General features: G+C 72.1%; 16 protein-coding genes and 1 tRNA gene. 5 read left to right on the top strand and 12 right to left on the bottom strand.

Features of this window, described 5'->3' with window-relative positions; translation table 11 throughout:
- Nucleotides 1–128: 128 nt before the first annotated feature.
- Both ACY3FI_RS08670 and polA read right to left on the bottom strand, forming a co-directional pair.
- The gene (locus ACY3FI_RS08670; RefSeq protein ID WP_462547135.1) at nt 129–1,808 is read right to left on the bottom strand and encodes a DUF885 domain-containing protein; all 1,680 of its coding nucleotides are present in this window, start codon (nt 1,806–1,808) and stop codon (nt 129–131) included.
- 196 nt (nt 1,809–2,004) lie between these two features.
- A complete protein-coding gene (gene polA / locus ACY3FI_RS08675) occupies nt 2,005–4,677 on the bottom strand; it encodes a DNA polymerase I (RefSeq protein WP_462547136.1) in 2,673 nt (890 codons plus the stop codon).
- A gap of 126 nt (nt 4,678–4,803) precedes the next feature.
- Here polA and ACY3FI_RS08680 point away from each other — a divergent pair, with 126 nt between their 5' ends.
- Together ACY3FI_RS08680 and ACY3FI_RS08685 are read left to right on the top strand one after the other, a co-directional pair.
- Nucleotides 4,804–5,151: a PaaI family thioesterase gene (locus tag ACY3FI_RS08680; RefSeq protein WP_462550331.1), complete on the top strand. Its 348-nt coding sequence runs from the start codon at nt 4,804–4,806 to the stop codon at nt 5,149–5,151.
- Nucleotides 5,152–5,191: 40 nt separating this feature from the next.
- On the top strand, nt 5,192–5,575 hold the full coding sequence (locus tag ACY3FI_RS08685; protein WP_462547137.1) for a VOC family protein: 384 nt from the start codon (nt 5,192–5,194) through the stop codon (nt 5,573–5,575).
- 11 nt (nt 5,576–5,586) lie between these two features.
- On the opposite strand, the gene ACY3FI_RS08690 is transcribed toward ACY3FI_RS08685, so the two are convergent.
- The 6 genes from ACY3FI_RS08690 to ACY3FI_RS08715 form a co-directional block, all read right to left on the bottom strand.
- Complete coding sequence (locus ACY3FI_RS08690) at nt 5,587–6,057, bottom strand: GNAT family N-acetyltransferase (protein WP_462547138.1); 471 nt, start codon at nt 6,055–6,057, stop codon at nt 5,587–5,589.
- Nucleotides 6,058–6,185: 128 nt separating this feature from the next.
- Nucleotides 6,186–6,791, bottom strand: a complete 606-nt coding sequence (locus ACY3FI_RS08695; protein ID WP_462547139.1) for an ANTAR domain-containing response regulator — start codon at nt 6,789–6,791, stop codon at nt 6,186–6,188.
- A gap of 56 nt (nt 6,792–6,847) precedes the next feature.
- A tRNA-Leu gene (locus ACY3FI_RS08700) sits at nt 6,848–6,928 on the bottom strand.
- Between the two features lie 32 nt (nt 6,929–6,960).
- A complete protein-coding gene (locus ACY3FI_RS08705; RefSeq protein WP_462547140.1) occupies nt 6,961–7,470 on the bottom strand; it encodes a VanZ family protein in 510 nt (169 codons plus the stop codon).
- Nucleotides 7,467–9,032, bottom strand: a complete 1,566-nt coding sequence (locus ACY3FI_RS08710) for a HAMP domain-containing sensor histidine kinase (protein ID WP_462547141.1) — start codon at nt 9,030–9,032, stop codon at nt 7,467–7,469. The genes ACY3FI_RS08705 and ACY3FI_RS08710 overlap by 4 nt, the downstream gene beginning before the upstream one ends.
- Nucleotides 9,029–9,712 (bottom strand): response regulator transcription factor, encoded by a 684-nt coding sequence (locus ACY3FI_RS08715; RefSeq protein WP_462547142.1) that lies wholly within the window; start codon nt 9,710–9,712, stop codon nt 9,029–9,031. Before ACY3FI_RS08715 ends, ACY3FI_RS08710 begins: the two co-directional genes overlap by 4 nt.
- Before the next feature lie 145 nt (nt 9,713–9,857).
- Between ACY3FI_RS08715 and ACY3FI_RS08720 the strand changes: the two genes are divergently transcribed.
- From ACY3FI_RS08720 to ACY3FI_RS08730, 3 genes are all read left to right on the top strand, one after another.
- On the top strand, nt 9,858–10,376 hold the full coding sequence (locus tag ACY3FI_RS08720; RefSeq protein WP_462547143.1) for a hypothetical protein: 519 nt from the start codon (nt 9,858–9,860) through the stop codon (nt 10,374–10,376).
- A 224-nt stretch (nt 10,377–10,600) separates the two neighbouring features.
- Complete coding sequence (locus ACY3FI_RS08725) at nt 10,601–11,791, top strand: PP2C family protein-serine/threonine phosphatase (RefSeq protein WP_462547144.1); 1,191 nt, start codon at nt 10,601–10,603, stop codon at nt 11,789–11,791.
- A gap of 113 nt (nt 11,792–11,904) precedes the next feature.
- The gene (locus ACY3FI_RS08730) at nt 11,905–12,444 is read left to right on the top strand and encodes an HdeD family acid-resistance protein (RefSeq protein ID WP_462547145.1); all 540 of its coding nucleotides are present in this window, start codon (nt 11,905–11,907) and stop codon (nt 12,442–12,444) included.
- Between the two features lie 52 nt (nt 12,445–12,496).
- Here ACY3FI_RS08730 and ACY3FI_RS08735 read toward each other — a convergent pair whose 3' ends face one another.
- The 4 genes from ACY3FI_RS08735 to gltB all read right to left on the bottom strand — a co-directional run bounded on the left by ACY3FI_RS08735 (nt 12,497) and on the right by gltB (nt 21,287).
- The gene (locus ACY3FI_RS08735; RefSeq protein ID WP_462547146.1) at nt 12,497–13,582 is read right to left on the bottom strand and encodes a VIT1/CCC1 transporter family protein; all 1,086 of its coding nucleotides are present in this window, start codon (nt 13,580–13,582) and stop codon (nt 12,497–12,499) included.
- Between the two features lie 169 nt (nt 13,583–13,751).
- Nucleotides 13,752–15,197, bottom strand: coding sequence for a pyruvate kinase (pyk, locus tag ACY3FI_RS08740; protein WP_462547147.1), 1,446 nt, complete (start codon nt 15,195–15,197; stop codon nt 13,752–13,754).
- 122 nt (nt 15,198–15,319) lie between these two features.
- Entirely contained in the window at nt 15,320–16,777 is a 1,458-nt protein-coding gene (locus ACY3FI_RS08745) for a glutamate synthase subunit beta (RefSeq protein WP_462547148.1), read from the bottom strand.
- Entirely contained in the window at nt 16,770–21,287 is a 4,518-nt protein-coding gene (gene gltB, locus ACY3FI_RS08750; RefSeq protein WP_462550332.1) for a glutamate synthase large subunit, read from the bottom strand. Before gltB ends, ACY3FI_RS08745 begins: the two co-directional genes overlap by 8 nt.
- Nucleotides 21,288–21,467 lie beyond the last annotated feature (180 nt).

Here is a 21,467-nt window from a genome sequence, read left to right on the forward strand (position 1 = left end):
CGTTCCCGATGCAGGAACGAGCCGTCGCAGCGATGTGATTGGTGGCGCGGATTGCGCCGCTCGAGTCTACCCACGCCGGAGGCGCGCCACAACCGGGCGTGTCCGCCCGTGTCGCGGAGTGGACGAGGTCACCCGAGCAGCGCGCTCCGGAGCGTGTCGAGGCCGACGCCGCCGAGCGCGAGCGCCCGGTGGTGGAAGGACTTCAGGTCGAAGGACGCGCCCTCGCGGGCGGCGAGCTCGTCGCGGATCGACTCCCACACGCGCTGCCCGACCTTGTACGACGGCGCCTGTCCGGGCCAGCCGAAGTAGCGGGCGACCTCGAAGCGCACGAACTCCGGCGCCATGTTGACGTTCTGCCCCATGAAGTCGAGCGCGTACTCCCACGTCCAGGCGCCGCCGTCGGGGTTCGTCTTCTGCAGGTGCACACCGATGTCGAGCACGACGCGGGCAGCGCGCATCCGCTGGCCGTCGAGCATGCCGAGGCGGTCGCCGTCGTCGTCGAGGAACCCGAGCTGCTCCATCAGGCGCTCGGCGTACAGCGCCCAGCCCTCGACGTGCCCCGACGGACCCGCGAGCTGTCGGCGCCAGGTGTTCAGCTCGCCCCGGTTGTAGACGGCCTGGCTGATCTGCAGGTGGTGGCCGGGGACGCCCTCGTGGTACACGGTCGTCTTCTCGCGCCAGGTGCCGAACTCGGTCACGCCCTGCGGCACCGACCACCACATCCGGCCGGCGCGCGAGAAGTCGTCGGACGGCCCGGTGTAGTAGATGCCGCCTTCCTGGGTGGGGGCGATCCGGCACTCGAGGCGCTTGATCGGGTCGGCGATGTCGAAGTACCTGCCGTCCATCGCCCGGATCGACTCGTCGCTCGTCTCCTGCATCCAGCGCCGCAGGGCGTCGGTGCCGTGCAGGATGCGGGACGGATCGGCGTCGAGGACCTCGATGGCGCGGGCGACCGACGCACCGGACTCGATGCGGTCGGCGATGCGCTCCTGTTCCTCGCGCATCCGGGCGAGCTCCTCGATGCCCCACTCGTACGTCTCGTCGAGGTCCACGGCGGCGCCGAGGAACCGACGTGAGTGCAGCTCGTAGTCCGCGCGCCCGACGGCGTCGACCGGGGTCGCGAGCGGGAGCAGCTCGTGCTCGAGGAACTGCCCGAACGAGCGGTAGGCGGCCGCCGCGACCTCGGCCCCGCGGGCGAGGTCGGCGCGCAGCGACTCGGGCAACGCCGTGCCGTCGTCGAGCGTCGCACCCTCGGCGAACTGCGCGAAGAAGCCGTCCTCGGCGCCGTTGCGCGCAGCCTGCTCGGCGATCAGCGCGACCTGGCGCTTCGCGGGGGTCACGTCCTCGCGCGTTCCTTCGAGCAGGGTCTCGCGGATCCCCTCGAGGGCGTCCGGCAGCGCCTGCAGCCGACCGGCGACGTCGCGCCAGTCGGTCTCCGTCGCGGTCGGCATCAGGTCGAGGACGTCGCGGACCTCCTGCGCCGGGCTGGCGATCACGTTGAGGTCGCGCAGGTGCAGCTTCCGGTCGTACGACTCGAGCACCAGGTCGAGCTCGGCGCCGAGGTCGGTCTTCGTGACACGGTCGACGTCGTCCACCGCCTCGGCGGCGTCGAGCGCGCGCTTGGCGGTGCGTGCGGCGTCGGCCTTTGCGGTCGCTCCCGCCGGCGAGGTGTCGCCGTACCCGTCCGTCCGGCCCGGCACGCCGATGTACGTGGCGACGGTCGGATCGAGGTCGACGAGGGTGGTCACCCAGTCCTCGGCGACCCGGTCGACGGCGGACGGCTGGCGGACGGGACGGTCTTCGCTCATGCTCCGACCCTACCGAGGTGCCGTCCGGACCTGTCTCGGCGGACCGGACCTGTGGACGCCGCCGCAGCGGGACGGACCGGAGACGCTGTCCTGTGGACGACGCGGTGCCCGGCCCGCACCGGGACGGACCGGAGGCGCGGTGCGGGCCCGCACCGCGCCTCCAGTCCGACAGCGGTGCTGCCCGGACCGATCGGCGTCAGTGCGCCGCGGCCTCCCAGTTCGGGCCGACGCCCACCGAGACGTCGAGCGGGACGCTGAGGTCGGCCGCGCCGCCCATCCGGGTGCGCAGGATCTCCTCGACGCGCTCCTGCTCCCCCGGAGCGACCTCGAGGATCAGTTCGTCGTGGACCTGCAGCAGCAGGTGCGAGCCCAGCTCGCCGTCGCGCAGGTCGGCCGCGACCCCGAGCATCGCGATCTTCATGATGTCCGCCGCGGACCCCTGGATCGGCGCGTTGAGGGCGGCCCGTTCCGCGTTCTCGCGGAGCACCCGGTTCGGGCTCTTCAGGTCCGGGAACGGGCGACGACGACCGAAGATGGTCTCGGTGTAGCCGTCCTCGCGCGCCTGCTCGACGACGCCGCGGAGGTAGTCGCGGACCGCGCCGAACCGGGCGAAGTACTCGTTCATGAGCGTCCGGGCCTCGGACTGCTCGATCCGGAGCTGCTTCGACAGGCCGAACGGGCTGAGGCCGTACGCGAGCCCGTACGACATCGCCTTGACCTTGGTCCGCATCTCGGGGCTGACGTCGGCCGGCTCGACGCCGAACACCCGCGCGCCGACGAAGCGGTGCAGGTCCTCGCCCGCGTTGAAGGCCTCGATCAGACCCGGGTCGCCGGAGAGGTGCGCCATGATCCGCATCTCGATCTGCGAGTAGTCGGCCGTGATGAGCGTCGTGTACGGCTCGGCGACGGCGAACGCCGACCGGACGCGGCGACCCACCGCGGTCTTCACCGGGATGTTCTGCAGGTTCGGGTCGGTGGACGAGATGCGACCGGTGCTGCTGCCGGTCTGCTCGTAGCTGGTGTGGATGCGGCCGTCCACCACCGCGGCGTCGAGCGTGTCGACGATCTGCCGGAGCTTCGTGGCGTCGCGGTGCTGCAGCAGCAGACCGAGGAACGGGTGCGGGTGCTGCTCCTGCAGGTCGGCGAGGCTCGCGGCGTCGGTCGAGAAGCCGGTCTTCGTCTTCCGGGTCTTCGGCATCGCGAGCTCGGTGAACAGGACCTCCTGCAGCTGCTTCGGCGAACCGAGGTTCACCTCGTGCCCGATCTCCGTGAAGGCCTGCTGCGCCAGTTCGGCGGCGCGCTCCCCCAGGTCGTGCGACAGTCCGGTGAGCACCGGGCGGTCGATGCCGACGCCGATGGTCTCCATGCCCGCGAGCACCGGGACGAGCGGCAGCTCGATCGTGTCGAGCACCCGGAGGGAGGAATCGTCGATGCGGGCGCGGAGCGCGGTGTCGACGCGGAGGACGTACCAGGCGTGCACCCCGACGTTGACCGGGTCCGTCTCCGGGACGAGCTGGTTCGGGTCGGCCGTCGGGAGTTCCTCGCCGAGCTCCTGGTACACGAGGTCGGCGAGCGGCTGCCCCTGCTTGCCGGGCTGCGCCAGCCACCCGCTGATCCGGGCGTCGCCGGCGATGCCGCCGACCGTGATGCCGACCGTCGCCAGCGCCTTGATCGCGGCCTTCGCGTCGTGGAAGTGCTTCGGTGCGTCGGAGGCGAACCACGCGGCGAGCTGCTCGTAGTCCTTCGCGCCGCTGCCGCCGGGCACCAAGACGGCGTCGTCGTGGGTCGCGATCCCGATCGCGCTGAGGCGCCCGTCGATGAGCTCGACCGTGACGCCGAACCCGTTCTCGGCGTCGTTCGCGCCCTTGCGCTCGAGCCAGTAGCCGAGTTCCTCGTCGATGATGGTCTGCACCGGCGGCGGGGTGGGCGCGCCGCTGTCCACCGAACCGGGAGCGTCGGACGCATCGGCCGGCTCGCCGGTGCCCGCGACCTTGAACACGCGGTCGAGCAGTGTGCGGAACTGCAGCTTGGCGAAGAGGTCGCGGACGGCCTGCTCGTCGAGCGGACGGAGCGCGACGTCAGCCGGACCGACGGGCAGCTCGACGTCGTTCACGAGCCGGTTCAGCTTCCGGTTCCGGATGGCCCGGTCCTTCTGCTCGCGCAGGTTGTTGCCGACGACGCCCTTGATCTCGTCGGCGTGCTCGAGCACGCCGTCGAGCGAGCCGTACGCCGTGACCCACTTCACCGCGGTCTTCTCGCCGACCTTGTCGATGCCGATCAGGTTGTCGCTCGTCTCGCCCACGAGCGCCGCGATGTCGGGGTACTGGTGCGGCTCGATGCCGTAGCGCTCGTACACCTTGTCGCGGTCGTACCGGGTGAGCTCCGAGACGCCGCGGACCGACGGGTACAGCAGCGTGACGTCGTCGTTCACGAGCTGGATCGAGTCGCGGTCGCCGGAGACGACGTACACCTGGTAGCCCTGCTCCGACCCCTGACGGGCGAAGGTCGCGAGGATGTCGTCGGCCTCGTAGTCCTCCTTCGTCACCGTGGTGATGCCCATCGCCTCGAGCGCCTGCTGCAGGAGCGGGATCTGGCCCTTGAACTCGGGGGGCGTCTCGGAACGGGTGCCCTTGTAGTCCTCGTACTCACGCGTGCGGAACGAGAACCGGGAGATGTCGAACGCGACCGCGAGGTGAGTCGGCTTCTCGCGCTGCAGGAGCATGAGCAGCATCGAGATGAAGCCGTGGATGGCGTTCGTGTGCTGCCCCTCGCGGTTCACGAAGCTGTCGACCGGCAGCGCGTAGAAGGCCCGGAAGGCGAGCGAATGGCCGTCGATGACCATGAGGGTAGGCTTTGCGGAGTCCGACACCCGGACAGCCTACCGACGGCCCCCGACAGGCCGGACACGTCCGGAAGGACCCGCGTGACCGACGAAGCGACCACCGCCCTGGACCCGAGGATCGCCCTCCGCGGGACGGGTGAACTCGCCGAGAAGATGGGCATGGTCATCACCGAGATGACCGCGGAGCACGCCGTCGGCACGATCCCCGTCGAGGGCAACCGGCAGCCGATCGGGCTCCTGCACGGCGGCGCGTACGTCGTCCTGGCCGAGAGCCTCGGGTCGATGGCGGCGAACGTGCACGCCGGCCCCGGCCGCTACGCCGTCGGCATCGAACTGAACGCCTCGCACTCCCGGAGCGCCACGAGCGGCCTGGTCACCGGCACCTGCACGGCGCTGCACCTCGGCAACACCCTCACCACGCACGAGATCGTCCTCACCGACGACCAGGGGCGGCGCTGCTCCACCGTCCGCATCACGAACATGATCCGCGACGCCCGCTGACACCTCCGTCCGACGGGCACATCACGAAGGAGTGACCGCCATGCCCGTGTCCGACTGGAAGATCGAACTCATCATGGTGCCGGTCGCCGACGTCGACCGCGCCCGCGACTTCTACGAGCGCATCGGCTTCTCGATCGACCACGACCAGCGTGTGTCCGACGAGGTCCGCTTCGTCCAGGCGACCCCGCCCGGCTCCGCCTGCTCCATCGCCTTCGGGCAGGGCATCATGTCGCCGGACGTGGTCCCGGGGTCGCTCAAGTCGATCCAGGTCGTCGTGCCGGACGCCGACGAGGCCCTCGCACACCTGCAGGACCTCGGCGTCGACGCGGTCGGTGTCGACGAGATGGCATGGGGCCGGTTCGTCTTCTTCACCGACCCGGACGGCAACGCCTGGACCCTGCAGCAGCTCCCGCCGCGGCGCTGAGCCGTCCGCGGTCAGTCCTCCGGCGGCCGCTGCAGCAGCAGTCGGGCGTCACCGAACCCGAGCCGTCGGTAGAGGGACTCCCCCGCCACGCTCGAGTGCACCGAGGTGCGTTCGACCCCGAGTCGGTCGGCGACGTCGAGCAACGCCGTGACCAGGCGTCCCGCGACGCCCGCGCCGCGCAGCTCGGGATGGACGTAGACGGTCTGCACGTCGCCGGTCAGGCGCAGCGCCGGCCGGTCGGGTGTCGGCGGCCGGGCCACCAGCCCGAGCCACGCCATGCCGAGCACCCGCCCGGCGCGTTCCGCGACGACGCACCGGTGGCTGTCGGGGTGGGCCGCAGCGAAGGCGGTCATCACGGCACGGTACTCGTCCGCGGTCGCGGCGGGCGCCGCCCCGCCCTCCTGCACGCTCCACCGCCACCGCAGGTCGGCCACCGCCGGCATGTCCTCCGGTCTGGAGGCACGGATCACCACGTCGTCCATCGCTCCACCCTGCCAGGTGGCCGGGCGGGGCGGGCGCACGCCGCGCCTCCAGACCGGCGTCGGTGCGGGAACGGCGAGAGCGCCGCCTCCCCGGAGGGAGACGGCGCTCTCGTGCGAGCGACGCGGCGCTACTTCTTGGCGCTCAGCTGCTCGATGATCGCCTTGGCGACGTCGTGCATGGTCAGCCGGCGGTCCATCGACGCCTTCTGGATCCAACGGAACGCCTCGGGCTCGGTCAGGCCCATCTTCTCGTTGAGCAGGCCCTTGGCGCGGTCGACGAGCTTGCGGGTCTCGAAGCGCTCGACGAGGTCCGCGACCTCGGCCTCGAGCGTGATGATCTGCTGGTGGCGCGAGAGAGCGATCTCGATCGCGGGGAGCAGGTCGTTCGGGGTGAAGGGCTTCACGACGTAGGCGAGAGCACCGGCCTCGGTCGCGCGCTCGACGAGGTCCTTCTGGCTGAAGGCCGTCAGGAGGACCACGGGGGCGATGTGGTTCTTCGACAGCTTCTCGGCCGCGGAGATGCCGTCGAGCTGCGGCATCTTGACGTCCATCACGACGAGGTCGGGGCGGAGGTCCGTGGCGAGCTGCACGGCGGTCTCGCCGTCGCCCGCTTCGCCGACCACTTCGAACCCGTTGTCGCGGAGGATCTCGACGATGTCGAGGCGGATGAGCGACTCGTCCTCGGCGACGACGACGCGACGGGGTGCTGTTGCAGTTGCTTCTGTGTCACTCACGCCCAGCAGCCTACTAGACAGACGGCTGCCGGTCCGTCAAGAGGTCTTGCTGTCCGTACGAGTGGCGGGACTCGAACCCGCACGCCGTGAGGCAGAGCATTTTGAGTGCCCCGTGTCTACCGTTCCACCACACTCGCGAGACCACCAGGCTAGCAGCGCACCGCCACCCTCACGTCGCGGCGCCGCTCCCGACCGTCCGCCCGCGTCGCCGGTCGAGCGTCAGCACGAGTGCCGCACCCGCGGCACCGATCACCGCCCCCACGGTGTTCATCAGCCAGTCGTTGGTGTCGCACGCGCGCCCGAGTGCGGGTGCGAGCGCCTGCACGACCTCCAGGAGCGCCGACAGTCCGGACACGCCGAGCCCCACCGCCACGGGGCGTCCGGACGCCAGCCCGGCGAAGAGGGCGAGCGGCAATAGCAGCGCGATGTTCGCCAGCGGCTCGACGCCCTGGAACGGCACCCTGAACTGGACGGTGCAGGTGACACCACCACCGCGTGCGCCGTCGGGTGCCATCGTCAGGACGAGCGGCGCGACGAGGGCGATCCCGGCGAGGACGAGCAGGCTCCGACGGGCCCGGGCGCGGTGCAGGACCCAGCCGAGGCCGAGCGCGACGACGACGGCCAGCCAGAACCCGAGCGGGACCAGCGACGCGTGGTCGACGAGGAAGGTGGAGATCACGTCCAAGCGTCCCACGGCCCGGCGGCCGGGACGATCAGGCCGGGCGGGCACGCCATGGTCGTCACGCCACGAGGGCACCCCTGGTGACGACCCACGGCGCTGTCCCCGACACCCGGAGGCGGCAGACGGAGCGCGAAGGCCGCTCCGCCGAGCAGCCCGTCGTCGGCGTACGTGAGGGTGCCTCCGTGGGCGGACGCGATCCCCCGCGCGATCGGCAGGCCGAGTCCCGCGCCGCCGGTCCTCGCGTCCCGCGCTGCCTCGAGCCGCACGAGCCGGTCGAACACCCGCTCGCGGTCCGCGCCGGGGACGCCGGGCCCGTCGTCGTCGACGCGGAGCACCACCCCGTCCGGACCGGACGACAGCGCGAGTCGGACGGTCCCGGTGCCACCGGTCGCCCGGGCCGCGTTGTCCACCAGGTTGCCGACGACCTGCGCCAGACGGTCGGCATCGACGTCCACGTGCACCGGTCCCCCTGGTAGGTCGAGCCGGAGGTCGAGGCCGGGCAGCCGGAGCTGCAACCGCTCGGCCTCGGTCCGCAACCACTCCGCGAGGTCGGTCCGGCGCCGGTCGAGCGCCAAGCCGCGGTCGAGTCGGGCCATGGTGAGCATGTCGTCGACGAGGCGCGCCGCACGGTCGGCCTGCTGGACGACGTGCACGGCGAGCACCTCACGCGTGGCCGGGTCGTCGTCGCCCGTCCGGACGAGGGTGTCGGCCGCCGCTCGGACACCGGCGACGGGGGTGCGCAGCTCGTGGGCGGCGTCGGACAGGAACGCGCGGACCCGCTCCTCGGCCGCGAGCGCCTTGCTCTCCGCACCCTCGACGGCGTCGAGCATCTCGTCGAGGGCAGCCGCGACCCGGCCGATCTCGGTGTCGGTGCGGGAGGGGCGCAGGCGTCGGCCCCGGTCCCCGCCGGCGATGGACCGCGCGGTCCGGGTCATCTCGTCGAGCGGGCGGAGCGAGCGTCGGACGACGAGCACGACGCCGACGACCGCGACGCCGAGGAAGGCCGCCGATGCGCCGCCCATCACCCAGCCGAGCTGCGCGAGGGTGTCCTGCACGTCGCGGGTGCCGGCGGTGAGCGTGATCCGCGTGCCGTCGTCGAGGTCGGAACGCAGCGTGAGCACGCCGTCGTCCTCGCGCACCGAGGACGATTCGACGGTCGCGCCGCCGGACCCGGTCGTGGCGGCCGCGGTGCCGTCGGCTTCGGCCTCCGGGCGAGGGGGCCCCGGCAGTCCGGTCGGGTCCTTCGGGCCCGCGCGGAGCTGCGCCGGGCTCGGTCCGGCCTCGACGGCGGCGCCGTCCGGTTGGACGATCCGCACCGACAGGCCCTGTGCGGAGAGCCGGTCGGCGAGGTCGTCGGCGTCGAGGACCCCGACGAGCGCGGCAGCCGCTGACGCCCGGTCCCGGAGCCGGTCCGCGACCTGACCCCGCAACCGGGCGCCGAGGACCGCCTCGACGGCGACGACGAGCCCGGCGAGCAGCACCGCGAGCAGCGCGATGATCGCCACGACGGTGCGGAGGCGGAGGGACGTGGTGCGCAGGTGCGCGTCGGCCGGTGTCATGCGGCGCCCCGGTCGACCGCGAGCCGGTAGCCGAGGCCGCGGACGGTGTGCACCAACCGGGGCCCGTGCACCTCCATCTTGCGGCGCAGGGCGCTGAGGTGGACCTCGACGAGGTTCGCAGCGACGTCGTCGTAGCCCCAGACCTGCGTCGTGATCTGTCCCTTCGACACCGTGCGGCCACGGCTCTCCGCGAGGAAGCGCAGCAGCCGGAACTCGGTTGCGGTCAGGTCGATCGCCACCCCGGCACGGCGGACCGTCGCGGCCTCGGGATCGAGCACGAGGTCGCCGACCTCGATCACCGACGGCACGCGGCCGCGACGTCGGAGGACGGCGGTGACCCGGGCGACGAGCTCGGCCATCGCGAAGGGCTTCACGACGTAGTCGTCGGCGCCCTCGGCGAACCCGCGGAGCCGGTCGTCGAGCTCGTCGCGCGCGGTCGTCATCACGACGGCGGCGTCCGACCGCGCCCGGATGCGGGCGGCGAGCAGGATGCCGCTCGGTCCGGGGAGCATCCAGTCGAGCAGGACGAGGTCGGGCGCACACCGGTCCAGCACGGCGGCGATGTCGCGGCCGTCGGGAGCCTCGGTCACGAGCCACCCCTCGGCACGGAGGGTCGTCGCGACGGCGGCGCGGAGGGAGTCGTCGTCCTCGACCACGAGGATACGTGCGGGTGCGGTCACGGCGGACACCGTAGGTCGGCTCCGCCATCACGGAGCATGGAACGGACTGGAGATCCCCTGTGCTTCAGTCCTGCTTCAGATTCGAGCTCGACCGTCGTCCTCGTCGCCGGACCGCCCGGGTCCGGCCAGACGAAGGAGACACACCATGCAGGACGAACGACACGACCACCGCCGCCGCACCCTCCGCCGCATCGGGATCGGATCGGCCGCGGCTGCCGCACTGCTGCTCGGCGGTCTCGGAGTGACCGCGGCGGTGGCTGACGGTGCGGGGACGACGCCCGCGGCGGCACCGTCCGGCGCGCCGAGCGGTGCACCGAGTGGCACGCCCACCGGAGCCCCGTCGGGTGCTCCCTCCGGCGGCCCGGCGGACGGCAAGGCGCCGGCGGACGGCAAGGGCCCCGCGGACGGCAAGGCCCCGACCGACGGGAAGGCCCCCGCTGGACCCGCTGCCGGAACGGCCCCGGGGTGTGTCGCCCTGCCGGCTCCCGGCGGCTCGGGACCCGCCGACGGATCCGCCCCGACGCCGCCGGCCCCGCCCGTGCCGCACGCCGACGGCAAGGACGGCAAGGACGGCAAGGACGGCAAGGACGACTCCGCTCCCACCCCGCCCGCAGCCCCGACCGACCGAGGCACCCCCACCCCGGCGCCGACGACCGGTTCCTGACGCGGGAGCGTCACCAGCACACCCCGTCGGGCCACGGACCCGGCGTCGAACCAGGCCCCCACGCTGGTTCGACGTCGGTCCGGTGGTTCGTCCCGGGTCTGCACGGAGGTGCCGAGTAGGTTGGTCGACACCGCGTCCCGCGCCACCAGCGCTCCACTGGACGACGGCGACCACCCTCCGCGCACGGGAGGGTCCGGCCGAGGATCAGGGTGCGCAGGTGACGGATGGACATCGACGACCGCGGCTCCGCACGGGCGGCCCTCGTCGCGGCGCTCGACGTGGTCGACGCGGCACCGGGGGAACGCTTCGAACGGATCGTCCGGATCGCCCGCGAGGTCTTCGGCGTGCCCTACGCCTACGTCAACGTCCTCGACGACGACCTGCTGCACACCCTGACGCCGAACCTCGCCGACGAGCAGACCACCGGGCCCGTCGAGTGGTCGTTCTGCCAGCTCACGGTGCAGCGACCGGAGCCGACCGTGGTCCCCGACACGACCCTCGACCCGCGCACCGCCGCCCTGCCCGGCGTGACGAGCCGCGGCATCCGGTTCTACGCCGGCGTCCCCCTGACGCTGCCGGGTGGGATCCCCGTCGGCACCCTCTGCCTGATGGACGACCGGCCACGCGCCTTCTCGCTGCAGGACGAGGCGGCTCTCATCGACTTCGGGCGGTGGGCGGAGCGTGCGCTCGCGCAGGGCCTCCGGAACGACCGTCTGCAGGACGTCGTCGCCGCGCTCGCCCCGGCACCGGTCGACCTCCGCGGCTACCGGATCGCGGCGGTCACGGTGCCGTACGGCGACGTGAGCGGCGACGTGCACGACTGGTCGGTCGTCGACGGACGCCTCTCGCTCACCCTCGCCGACGTGATGGGCAAGGAGCAGCCCGCGGGCCTCCTCGCCGCCGGGATCCGCGCCGCGCTCCGCCAACACCGCAGCTCCGACGTGCTCACCGCGGTCGCGCACGCCGAGCCGGCCCTCAGCGAGGACCTCGGGCGTGCGAACGCGTTCGCGACGCTCTTCCACGCGCGGCTGGCGACCGACACCGGCGCGGTCGAGACGGTCGACGCCGGGCACGGGCTCGCCGTGCACGTGACCGCCGGCGGCACGGCGCGCATGCTCCGGTCGCACGGGCTCCCGCTCGGCCTGCACCACGTCGGGACTCCCCGCTCGGCCGGGCACCTCGTGCTCGCCCCCGGCGACTCCCTGATCGTGGCGAGTGACGGTGTGCTCGACCTCGGCGACGGCACGGTCGACACCCTCCGGGACCTCGCACAGACCCTGCGCCGGGCACGGAGCACCGCGGCGTTCCTGGAGACGGTCCGGCTCCGGGCCGCCGAGCGCGCCGAGGACGACGTCACCGTCCTCGTGCTCACCCGCGACGCCGAGCCCGCCGAGCCAGCTGGACCGGCCGACTGACCGTCCGCGGGCGACCGGCGCGCACAACGGGCGCGCAGGACGGACGGCGTCCGGACCGCGGAGCGACCGCCAGGTAGCGTCGGGGACAGCAGGTCCGACAGGGAGGGGTACTCGTGGACTCTCGAGCCGTCCGGACGTTCCGTGTGTTCGTGGTCGTCACCGCCGTCGTCGCGATCGTCCTCGGCATCGTCGCGATCGCCTGGCCGCGCCCGTCGCTCGTCGTCGTCGCGCTGCTCTTCGGCGTGTACCTCGTCGTCGCCGGCGCACTGCGCGTCGTCGCAGCCGTCCGCGGGCACGGCACGCCGTCGCTGTGGCGCTGGACCTCGGGCGTGGTCGGCACACTCGTCGGTCTCGCCGGCCTCGTGGCCCTGCTCGATCCCGCCGTGCCGCTCGTCGTGTACGCCTTCCTGGCCGGCATCGGCTTCATCGTCGAGGGCATCGCGGCGCTCGTCGGCGGGTTCGTCGGGCACCCCGGGTCGTCGCGGGTCCCGACGGTCGTCAGTGGGATCCTGTCCGTGCTCGGCGGCATCGTGGTGCTCGTGGCACCCGGTCTCGCGCTGACCGTCTTCATGGTGTTCTCGGGCATCGCGCTGATCGTCGTCGGCGCGGCAGCGCTCCTGCTCCTGCCCCCGCGCGCAGCGGTCCGACGCTAGGTCACAGCGGAGCGGCCCGAGCGCACCGCCCCCGTGGAGCCACTCCGTCCGGCTACGCCGCGCCGGTCCCGAACAGCAGCCCCAGCCCGTAGGTCACGGCCGCGGCGCCGAACCCGATCGCGAGCTGCCGGAGCGCCCGACGGAGCGGCGACGCCCCACTCAGCACGCCCACGACCGCGCCCGTGCCGAGCAGCGCGATCCCGACGAGCAGGGCGGCCAGTGCGATCGCGGCCCACCCCTCGAGGCCGAACAGGTACGGCAGCACGGGGATGATCGCCCCCGAGGCGAAGAAGCAGAAGCTCGACACCGCCGCGCTCATGCCGTTGCCGATCGCCTCGTGGTCGTCCGCCTCCGCGGCTGCGGTCACCGCACGGCCGCCGAGGACCTCGTCGGCATGGGCTCGCGCCGCGTCCTCGTCCATGCCCCGCGCCCGGTAGACGAGTGCCAGCTCGTTCGCGTCGACGTCGAGGTCGGCGACGGCCCGTCCGGCCTCGGGGTGCGGTGCCGAGGCCGTGAGGAGCTCACGCTGCGACCGCACCGAGACGTACTCCCCCGCACCCATCGACAGCGCGCCGGCGAGCAGCCCGGCGATGCCGCTGAGCAGCACGAAGTGCCGGTCCGCCCCGGAGGCGCTGATGCCGATGATGAGCGCCAGGTTCGACACGAGGCCGTCGTTCGCCCCGAACACCGCCGCGCGGAACGTCCCCGACAGGCGCATCCGGCCGCGGTTCGCGAGCCCGCGGACGACCTCGCCGTGGATCCGCTCGTCGGCGGCCATCCGCGCGGTCGCGTCGGCGTCCTCGGCGTAGGGCGACCGGTCCTCGGCGCGCTGCATGAGCGCGAGCACGAAGACGGAGCCGAACCGCTTCGCGAGCCCGGCGAGCACCCGCGTGCGCAGGCTGCCCCGCAGGGGTCGCCCGACGTCCTTCCCGAGCAGGTCGACCCAGTGCTGCTCGTGTCGGCCCTCCGCCTCGGCGAGGGCCGCGAGGATCTCACGCTCCTCGCCCGACCGGCGTGCGGCGAGGTTCCGGTAGACGGCGGCTTCTGCGCGCTCGTCGGCGAGGTAGCGCCGCCACCGACGGACGTCGGCTGCGGTGGGAGCGGACCGGGTGTCGTCCTGGAGGTTCACACCGGTCATCCTGCCCGGTCACCACCCCGGGTGGCGACTCCACGGCGCGTGGTGCGCCGACCGGACCGGCGCGCGGACCGCACCGTGGGGGTGGAACGCGACGGGGCGCGGACGGGAGCCGACGGCGCGTGGTGCACCGTGCCTCCCGTCCGCGCCCCGTGGTGCGCAGACCGTACGGTCAGCTCCGGACGTAGGCCGGCGCTGCCTCGGCGTGGGCGTCGCCCACCCGGTGCACGCGCAGGTCGTTCGTCGAGCCCTCGAGCCCGGGAGGCGAGCCGGCCGTCACGATGACGCGGTCGCCGGGGGCGGCGAGACCGTTCGCGAGGAGCACGTCGTCCACCTGCGAGAAGAGCTCGTCGGTGTGCGTCTTGCGCTCGACGAGGAACGAGCGGACGCCCCAGGTCAGCGCCATGCGCCGGCGGGTCGCCTCGTTCGGGGTGAACGCGATGATCGGCAGGCCGTGGCGGAGGCGCGACATGCGGCGCGCCGAGTCCCCGGACTCGGTGAACACGCAGAGGTAGGACGCCTCGGTGAACTCCGCGATCTCCACCGCGGCGAGCGTGATCGCGCCGCCGAGGGTGCGCGGCTTGGTGCCGAGCGGCGCGATGCGCTCCAGGCCGTGGTCCTCGGTGGACTCGACGATGCGGGCCATGGTGCGGACGGTCTGCACGGGGTACTCGCCGACGCTGGTCTCGCCCGAGAGCATGACCGCGTCCGCACCGTCGAGGACGGCGTTCGCGACGTCGGAGGTCTCCGCGCGGGTCGGGATCGGGGACGAGATCATCGACTCGAGCATCTGCGTCGCGACGATGACCGGCTTCGCCATGCGGCGGGACAGCTCGACGGCGCGCTTCTGCACGATCGGCACGGCCTCGAGCGGGAGCTCCACACCGAGGTCACCACGGGCGACCATGATGCTGTCGAAGGCGTCGATGATCTCCTCGAGCGCGTCGACGGCCTGCGGCTTCTCGACCTTGGCGATGACGGGGAGGCGCTTGCCCTCCTCGTCCATGATCTCGTGGGCGCGGTCGACGTCGGCGGCGTTGCGCACGAACGACAGCGCGATGAGGTCGGCACCCTGGCGGATCGCCCAGCGGAGGTCCGCCTCGTCCTTCTCGCTCAGCGCGGGGACGTTGACGGCGACACCGGGCAGGTTGATGCCCTTGTTGTTCGACACGGTGCCGGCGACGACGACCTCGGTGCGGACCCGCACGCCGTCGGTGTCGAGCACGCGGAGGCGGACGCGGCCGTCGTCGATGAGCAGCGGGTCGCCGGGCTTGACGTCCTGCGGGAGGCCCTTGAACGTCGTGCCGCAGATCTCCTTCGAGCCGGGGACGTCCTCGGTCGTGATCGTGAAGACGTCACCGACCGCGAGCTCGTGCGGGCCGTCGGCGAACTTCGCCAGCCGGATCTTCGGACCCTGCAGGTCGACGAGGATCGCGACCGGCTTGCCGAGCTCCTCGGCGGCGCGACGGACGTTCTCGTAGTTGGCCTCGTGGACGCTGTAGTCACCGTGGCTGAGGTTGAGGCGGGCGACGTCGACGCCCGCTTCGATGATCTCCTTGACGGTCTCGTAGTCCGACGTTGCCGGTCCGAGCGTCGAAACGATCTTTGCGCGTCTCAATGGATTCCTTCGTGGTTTCGGATGGTGCTTGGGTTTCCGCGCCGTGGGGCCGCGCGGAACGAAGCGAGGCCACCAGCACCTTACCGAGTGCCGGTGGCCTCACGCTCACGAGTGGGTGGCCATCAGACGGCGATCGCGCGGTCGGTCGCCTTGACGGGAGCCGGGAGGATCGTGGAGCCCTCGAGGTACTCGTCGACCTTGGCGGCAGCGGCACGGCCCTCGGCGATCGCCCAGACGATCAGCGACTGGCCACGACCGGCGTCACCGGCGACGAAGACGCCCGGCTCGTTGGTCGAGTAGTCGGCCTGGCGCGCGACCGCGCCGGACACCGTCGACGGCAGGCCGAGCTGCGGCTCGAGCGTCTCGGTCTCCGGACCGGTGAAGCCCATCGCGATGAGGACGAGGTCCGCGGGGATCTCGCGCTCCGTGCCGCTCTTCGGGACACGCCGACCGTCGAGGTACTCGGTCTCCGCGACCCGGAGCGCCCGGACCTCGCCGGCCTCGTTGCCGAGGAACTCGACGGTGGAGGCGAGGTAGTGCCGCTCGCCGCCCTCCTCGTGCGCGCTCGTGACCTCGAACACCGTCGGGAACATCGGCCACGGCTGCTCGGTCGGACGCTCCAGCGGCGGCTGCTTGCCGATCGCCAGGTTCGTCACGCTCAGCGCGCCCTGCCGGTGCGCCGTACCGATGCAGTCCGCGCCGGTGTCGCCGCCGCCGATCACGACGACGTGCTTGCCCTCCGCGGTGATCTGGTTGTCGACCGTGGTGCCGGCGTTCGCCTTGTTCTGCTGGACGAGGTAGTCCATCGCGTAGTGCACGCCCACGAGGTCACGCCCGGGGATCGGCAGGTCGCGCGGCACCGTGGCGCCGGTCGCGACGACGACCGCGTCGTAGCGGGACTTCAGGTCGTCCCAGGTGATGTCCACGCCGATCTCGACGCCCGCACGGAAGCGGGTGCCCTCGGCCTGCATCTGGGCGAGGCGCGCGTCGATCTGGCGCTTCTCCATCTTGAAGTCCGGGATGCCGTAGCGCAGCAGGCCGCCGATCCGGTCGTCACGCTCGTAGACCGCGACGGTGTGCCCGGCGCGCGTGAGCTGCTGGGCGGCGGCGAGCCCGGCGGGGCCGGAGCCGACGACCGCGACGGTCTTGCCGGTGAGGCGCTCCGGCGGGTGCGGGGTGACCCAGCCGTTCTTGTAGGCGTCCTCGATGATCGAGACCTCGACCTGCTTGATGGTCACCGGCGGCTGGTTGATGCCCAGCACGCACGAGGCCTCGCACGGGGCGGGGCAGAGCTTGCCCGTGAACTCCGGGAAGTTGTTCGTCGCGTGGAGCCGCTCGATCGCCTGGCGGCCCTCACCGCGCCACGTCAGGTCGTTCCACTCCGGGATGAGGTTGCCGAGCGGGCAGCCCTGGTGGCAGAACGGCACGCCGCAGTCCATGCACCGGCCGGCCTGCCGCTTGAGCGCGCCGGACTCCTGCTGCTCGTAGACCTCTTTCCAGTCCATGAGCCGCACGGGCACGGGTCGGCGGGGCGGGAGCTCGCGCTCCTGCACCTTCAAGAAGCCCTTGGGGTCAGCCACCAGTTACCTCCAGGATCCTGTTCCAGACGACGGTCCCGTCGGGGTCGAGCCCCTCGTCCACCGCCTGCTGTCGGGTCTCGAGCACCGCCGCGTAGTCGCGCGGCAGCACCTTCACGAACTCGCCGAGGTCGCCCGAGGCGAGCAGGTCGCCCGCGAGGGTCGACCCCGTCTCGGCCTCGTGCTGCCGCAGCAGGTCCGTGACGATCTCGACGTCCGCGCTGTCGAGCGGCTCCAGGCGGAGCTCGCCGGACGCGAGGGCGTCGCTGTTCACGTGGTCCTCGCGCAGCCCGCGGACGTACGCCGTCCCGCCGGACATGCCGGCGCCGAGGTTCCGGCCGGTCTCGCCGAGGATCAGCGCGAGGCCGCCCGTCATGTACTCGAGCGCGTGGTCGCCCACGCCCTCGACCACGGCGGTGGCTCCGGAGTTGCGCACGAGGAACCGCTCGCCCACGATCCCGCGGATGAACATGCTGCCCTGCGTCGCCCCGTAGCCGATGACGTTGCCCGCGATGACGTTCTCGGCCGGGTCGAACGCCGACTCGGAGTCCGGGCGGACCACGATCGCGCCGCCGGACAGGCCCTTGCCGACGTAGTCGTTGCTGTCACCGACCAGGCGGAGCGTGATGCCCGCCGGCAGGAACGCTCCGAGCGACTGACCGGCGGAACCGCGCAGGGTGATGTCGATCGACCCGGCGGGCAGGCCGTTCTCGCCGTGGCGCAGGGTGACCTCGTGCCCGAGCATGGTGCCGACGGCGCGCTCGGTGTTGCGGATCGGGAGGTCGAGCGTCACCGAGCCGCCGTGCTCGAGCACGTCGGCGGTCTGCTGGATGAGCTGGACGTCGAAGTGCTCGTCGAGCTCGTGGTCCTGCTCGCGCACGTGGCGACGCGGCTCGTCGCGGTCGAACGTCGGGCCGGCGAGCACCGGGCCGAGGTCGAGCCCCGACGCCTTCCAGTGCTCCACCGCGCGGTCGACGTCGAGCGCGTCGGCCTGGCCGATCGCCTCGTCGAGGGTGCGGAAGCCGAGCTCGGCGAGGAGCTCACGGACCTCCTGTGCGATGAACTCGAAGAAGTTCACGACGAACTCGGGCTTGCCGGTGAAGCGCTTGCGGAGCTCCGGGTTCTGCGTCGCGACGCCGACCGGGCACGTGTCGAGGTGGCACACCCGCATGAGGATGCACCCCTCGACCACGAGCGGCGCGGTGGCGAAGCCGTACTCCTCGGCACCGAGCAGCGCGGCCACGACGACGTCGCGTCCGGTCTTCATCTGCCCGTCGACCTGCACGACCACACGGTCGCGCATGCCGTTCAGCATGAGGGTCTGCTGCGTCTCGGCCAGCCCGATCTCCCACGGGGTGCCGGCGTGCTTGAGCGAGTTCAGCGGGCTCGCGCCGGTGCCGCCGTCGTGGCCGGACACGAGCACCACGTCGGCGAGGGCCTTCGTGACGCCGGCCGCGACCGCACCGATGCCGGACTGGCTGACGAGCTTCACGTGGACGCGTGCCGACGGGTTCGCCCGCTTCACGTCGAAGATGAGCTGCTTGAGGTCCTCGATCGAGTAGATGTCGTGGTGCGGCGGCGGCGAGATGAGGCCGACGCCGGCGGTCGCGTGCCGGGTGCGCGCGACCCACGGGTACACCTTCTGCGGCGGGAGCTGGCCGCCCTCGCCCGGTTTCGCACCCTGCGCCATCTTCAGCTGGATGTCGGTGGCGTGCGTCAGGTACATGCTCGTCACGCCGAACCGACCAGAGGCCACCTGCTTGATCGCGCTGCGACGCTCGGGGTCGAGCAGCCGCTCGACGTCCTCACCGCCCTCGCCCGTGTTCGAGCGGGCGCCGAGCCGGTTCATCGCGATCGCGAGGGTCTCGTGCGCCTCCTGCGAGATCGAGCCGTAGGACATCGCGCCGGTGTTGAACCGCTTCACGATGGACTCGATCGACTCGACCTCGTCCAGCGGGACGGGCGTGCGGACGCCGTCGCGGAAGCGGAACAGCCCCCGGAGCGTCATGAGCTCCTCGGACTGGTCGTCCACGGCCTTCGAGTACTCGCGGAAGATGTCGTACCGGCGCGATCGCGTCGCGTGCTGCAGGCGGAACACCGTGTCCGGGTTGAACAGGTGCGGCGGGCCCTCGCGGCGCCACTGGTACTCGCCGCCGGTCTGCAGCCGCTCGTGGGACAGCACGGCACCGTCCTGCGGGTACGCCTGCGCGTGACGCTCGGCGTTCTCCTTCGCGATCACATCGATGTCGACGCCGCCGAGGATCGACGAGGTACCGGTGAAGTAGCGGTCGACGAACGCCTGACTCAGGCCGACGGCCTCGAACGCCTGCGCGCCGGCGTAGCTCGACACGGTCGAGATGCCCATCTTCGACATGATCTTCAGGACGCCCTTGCCGAGCGCCTTGATCACGTTCTTGACGGCCTGCTCCGGGGTGATCCCGCTGATCATGCCCTGGCGGACCAGGTTCTCGCAGGTCTCCATGGCCAGGTACGGGTTGATCGCGGACGCGCCGTACCCGATGAGGGTCGCCACGTGGTGGACCTCGCGCACATCGCCGGCCTCGACGATCAGGCCGACCTTCATCCGCTGCTCGGTGCGGATGAGGTGGTGGTGCACCGCAGCGAGGAGCAGGAGGCTCGGGACGGGTGCCTGCTCGGCGGTGCCGTCACGGTCGGACAGCACGATGAACTGCTTGCCCGACTCGATCGCGGCGTCGACCTCGTCGCACACGGCGGCGATGCGCTTCTGCATGGCCTTCTTGCCGGCGTCGACGCGGTACATGCCCTTGATCGTGACGGTCAGGTGCCGACCCGAAGCGGTCTCGAAGTGCTGGATCTTCGCGAGCTCGTCGTTGTCGATGACCGGGAAGTCGAGCGTGATCTGCTTCGCGTGCTCGGGGCCGGCCGACAGCAGGTTGCGCTCCGGACCGAGGCCCATTCCCATCGACGTGATGACCTGCTCGCGGATCGAGTCCAACGGCGGGTTCGTCACCTGGGCGAACTGCTGGGTGAAGTAGTCGAACAGCAGCCGCGGACGCTGGGACAGCACCGCGATCGGTGTGTCTGAGCCCATCGCACCGAGGGGCTCCGCACCGGTCTGCGCCATCGGACGCAGCAGGATGCGGACCTCTTCCTCGGTGTACCCGAAGGCACGCTGCCGACGGGTGACCGACGCGGGCGTGTGCACGACGTGCTCGCGCTCCGGCAGGTCGCCGAGGTTGATCCGGCCCTCCTCGAGCCACTCGGTCCAGGGGCCCGCGGTCGCGAGCTCGCGCTTGACCTCGTCGTCCTCGATGATGCGACCGGCCTCGGTGTCCACGACGAACATCCGGCCCGGACGCAGGCGGCCCTTGCGCACGACCTTGCCGGCCGGGACGTCGATGACGCCGGTCTCCGAGCCCATCACGATGAGGCCGTCGTCGGTGACCAGGAACCGACCGGGGCGCAGGCCGTTGCGGTCGAGCGTCGCACCGACCAGCGAGCCGTCGGTGAACGTGATCGCGGCCGGGCCGTCCCACGGCTCCATGAGCATGGAGTGGTACTCGTAGAAGGCCCGGAGCTGCGGGTCCATCCCGGTCTGGTTCTCCCACGCCTCCGGAACCATCATCGACACCGCGTGCGGCAGCGAGCGACCGGTCAGGGTGAGCAGCTCGAGGACCTCGTCGAACGAGGCCGAGTCACTCGCGCCCGGGCTGACGATCGGCAGCAGCGGCGTGACGTCGCCGAGCAGCTCGCTCTCGAGCTGGGACTGACGGGCACGCATCCAGTTGCGGTTGCCCCGCACGGTGTTGATCTCGCCGTTGTGCGCGAGCGTGCGGAACGGCTGCGCGAGCGGCCACGACGGGAACGTGTTCGTGGAGTAGCGCGAGTGCACGATCGCGAGCTTCGACGCGAAGCGCTCGTCGGAGAGGTCGGGGTAGAACGGCTCGAGCTGGAGCGTCGTGACCATGCCCTTGTAGACCATGGTCCGGCTCGACAGCGACATGAAGTAGACCTCGGTGTCGTGCTCCGCGCGCTTGCGGAGCCGGAAGGTCTGCCGGTCGAGGGCGATCCCGCTCCACGACGCGCCGTGCACGTCGTGACGCACCGAGGAGACGAACAGCTGCTCGAACGCGGGCATCGCCGCACGGGCCAGGGTGCCGAGCACCTCGGGGCGCACGGGCACCTCGCGCCAGCCGAGGACCTTGAGGCCCTCCTCGCGCGCCAGGCGCTCGACGGCGCCCTTGGCCGCGTGCCGGGCGTCGTCGTCGAGCGGCAGGTAGGCCGTGCCGACGGCGTACTCCCCCGCGGCGGGCAGCTCGAACGACACCTCGTCGCGCAGGAACGCGTCCGGCACCTGGCAGAGGATGCCCGCGCCGTCACCGGTGCCGGCGTCCGAACCGACGGCACCGCGGTGCTCGAGGTTGCGCAGGGCACCGAGCGCGGCGTCGACGATGTCGTGCCCGGCGGTGCCGCGGAGGGTCGCGACCATCGCGAGCCCGCAGGCGTCCTTCTCGTTCGCCGGGTCGTACATGCCGACGGCGTCCGGGACGGCCGAGAACCGACGGTGCGGCGGCACGAGCGGTGCCGGGGACTGGGGTGGCTGGAGCGCCATTGGGGAACCGTCCTCACGAGGAAGTGGAACAGGGACAGCGGTGGCCCGGTGGTGCGTTCCGCCCGAGCGGGCGGGACTGGTGCCCGTGCCCACCGTCGG

It is taken from the genome of Curtobacterium sp. RM9 (assembly GCF_054956955.1).

Bases quoted from the DNA above. Each gene is read 5' to 3' on its own strand.
- ACY3FI_RS08670 (WP_462547135.1), bottom strand. From the start codon at position 1,808: ATGAGCGAAGACCGTCCCGTCCGCCAGCCGTCCGCCGTCGACCGGGTC.
- ACY3FI_RS08680 (WP_462550331.1), top strand. From the start codon at position 4,804: ATGGGCATGGTCATCACCGAGATGACCGCGGAGCACGCCGTCGGCACG.
- ACY3FI_RS08685 (WP_462547137.1), top strand. From the start codon at position 5,192: ATGCCCGTGTCCGACTGGAAGATCGAACTCATCATGGTGCCGGTCGCC.
- ACY3FI_RS08690 (WP_462547138.1), bottom strand. From the start codon at position 6,057: ATGGACGACGTGGTGATCCGTGCCTCCAGACCGGAGGACATGCCGGCG.
- ACY3FI_RS08710 (WP_462547141.1), bottom strand. From the start codon at position 9,032: ATGACACCGGCCGACGCGCACCTGCGCACCACGTCCCTCCGCCTCCGC.
- ACY3FI_RS08720 (WP_462547143.1), top strand. From the start codon at position 9,858: ATGCAGGACGAACGACACGACCACCGCCGCCGCACCCTCCGCCGCATC.
- ACY3FI_RS08725 (WP_462547144.1), top strand. From the start codon at position 10,601: ATGGACATCGACGACCGCGGCTCCGCACGGGCGGCCCTCGTCGCGGCG.
- ACY3FI_RS08735 (WP_462547146.1), bottom strand. From the start codon at position 13,582: ATGACCGGTGTGAACCTCCAGGACGACACCCGGTCCGCTCCCACCGCA.
- gltB (WP_462550332.1), bottom strand. From the start codon at position 21,287: ATGTACGACCCGGCGAACGAGAAGGACGCCTGCGGGCTCGCGATGGTC.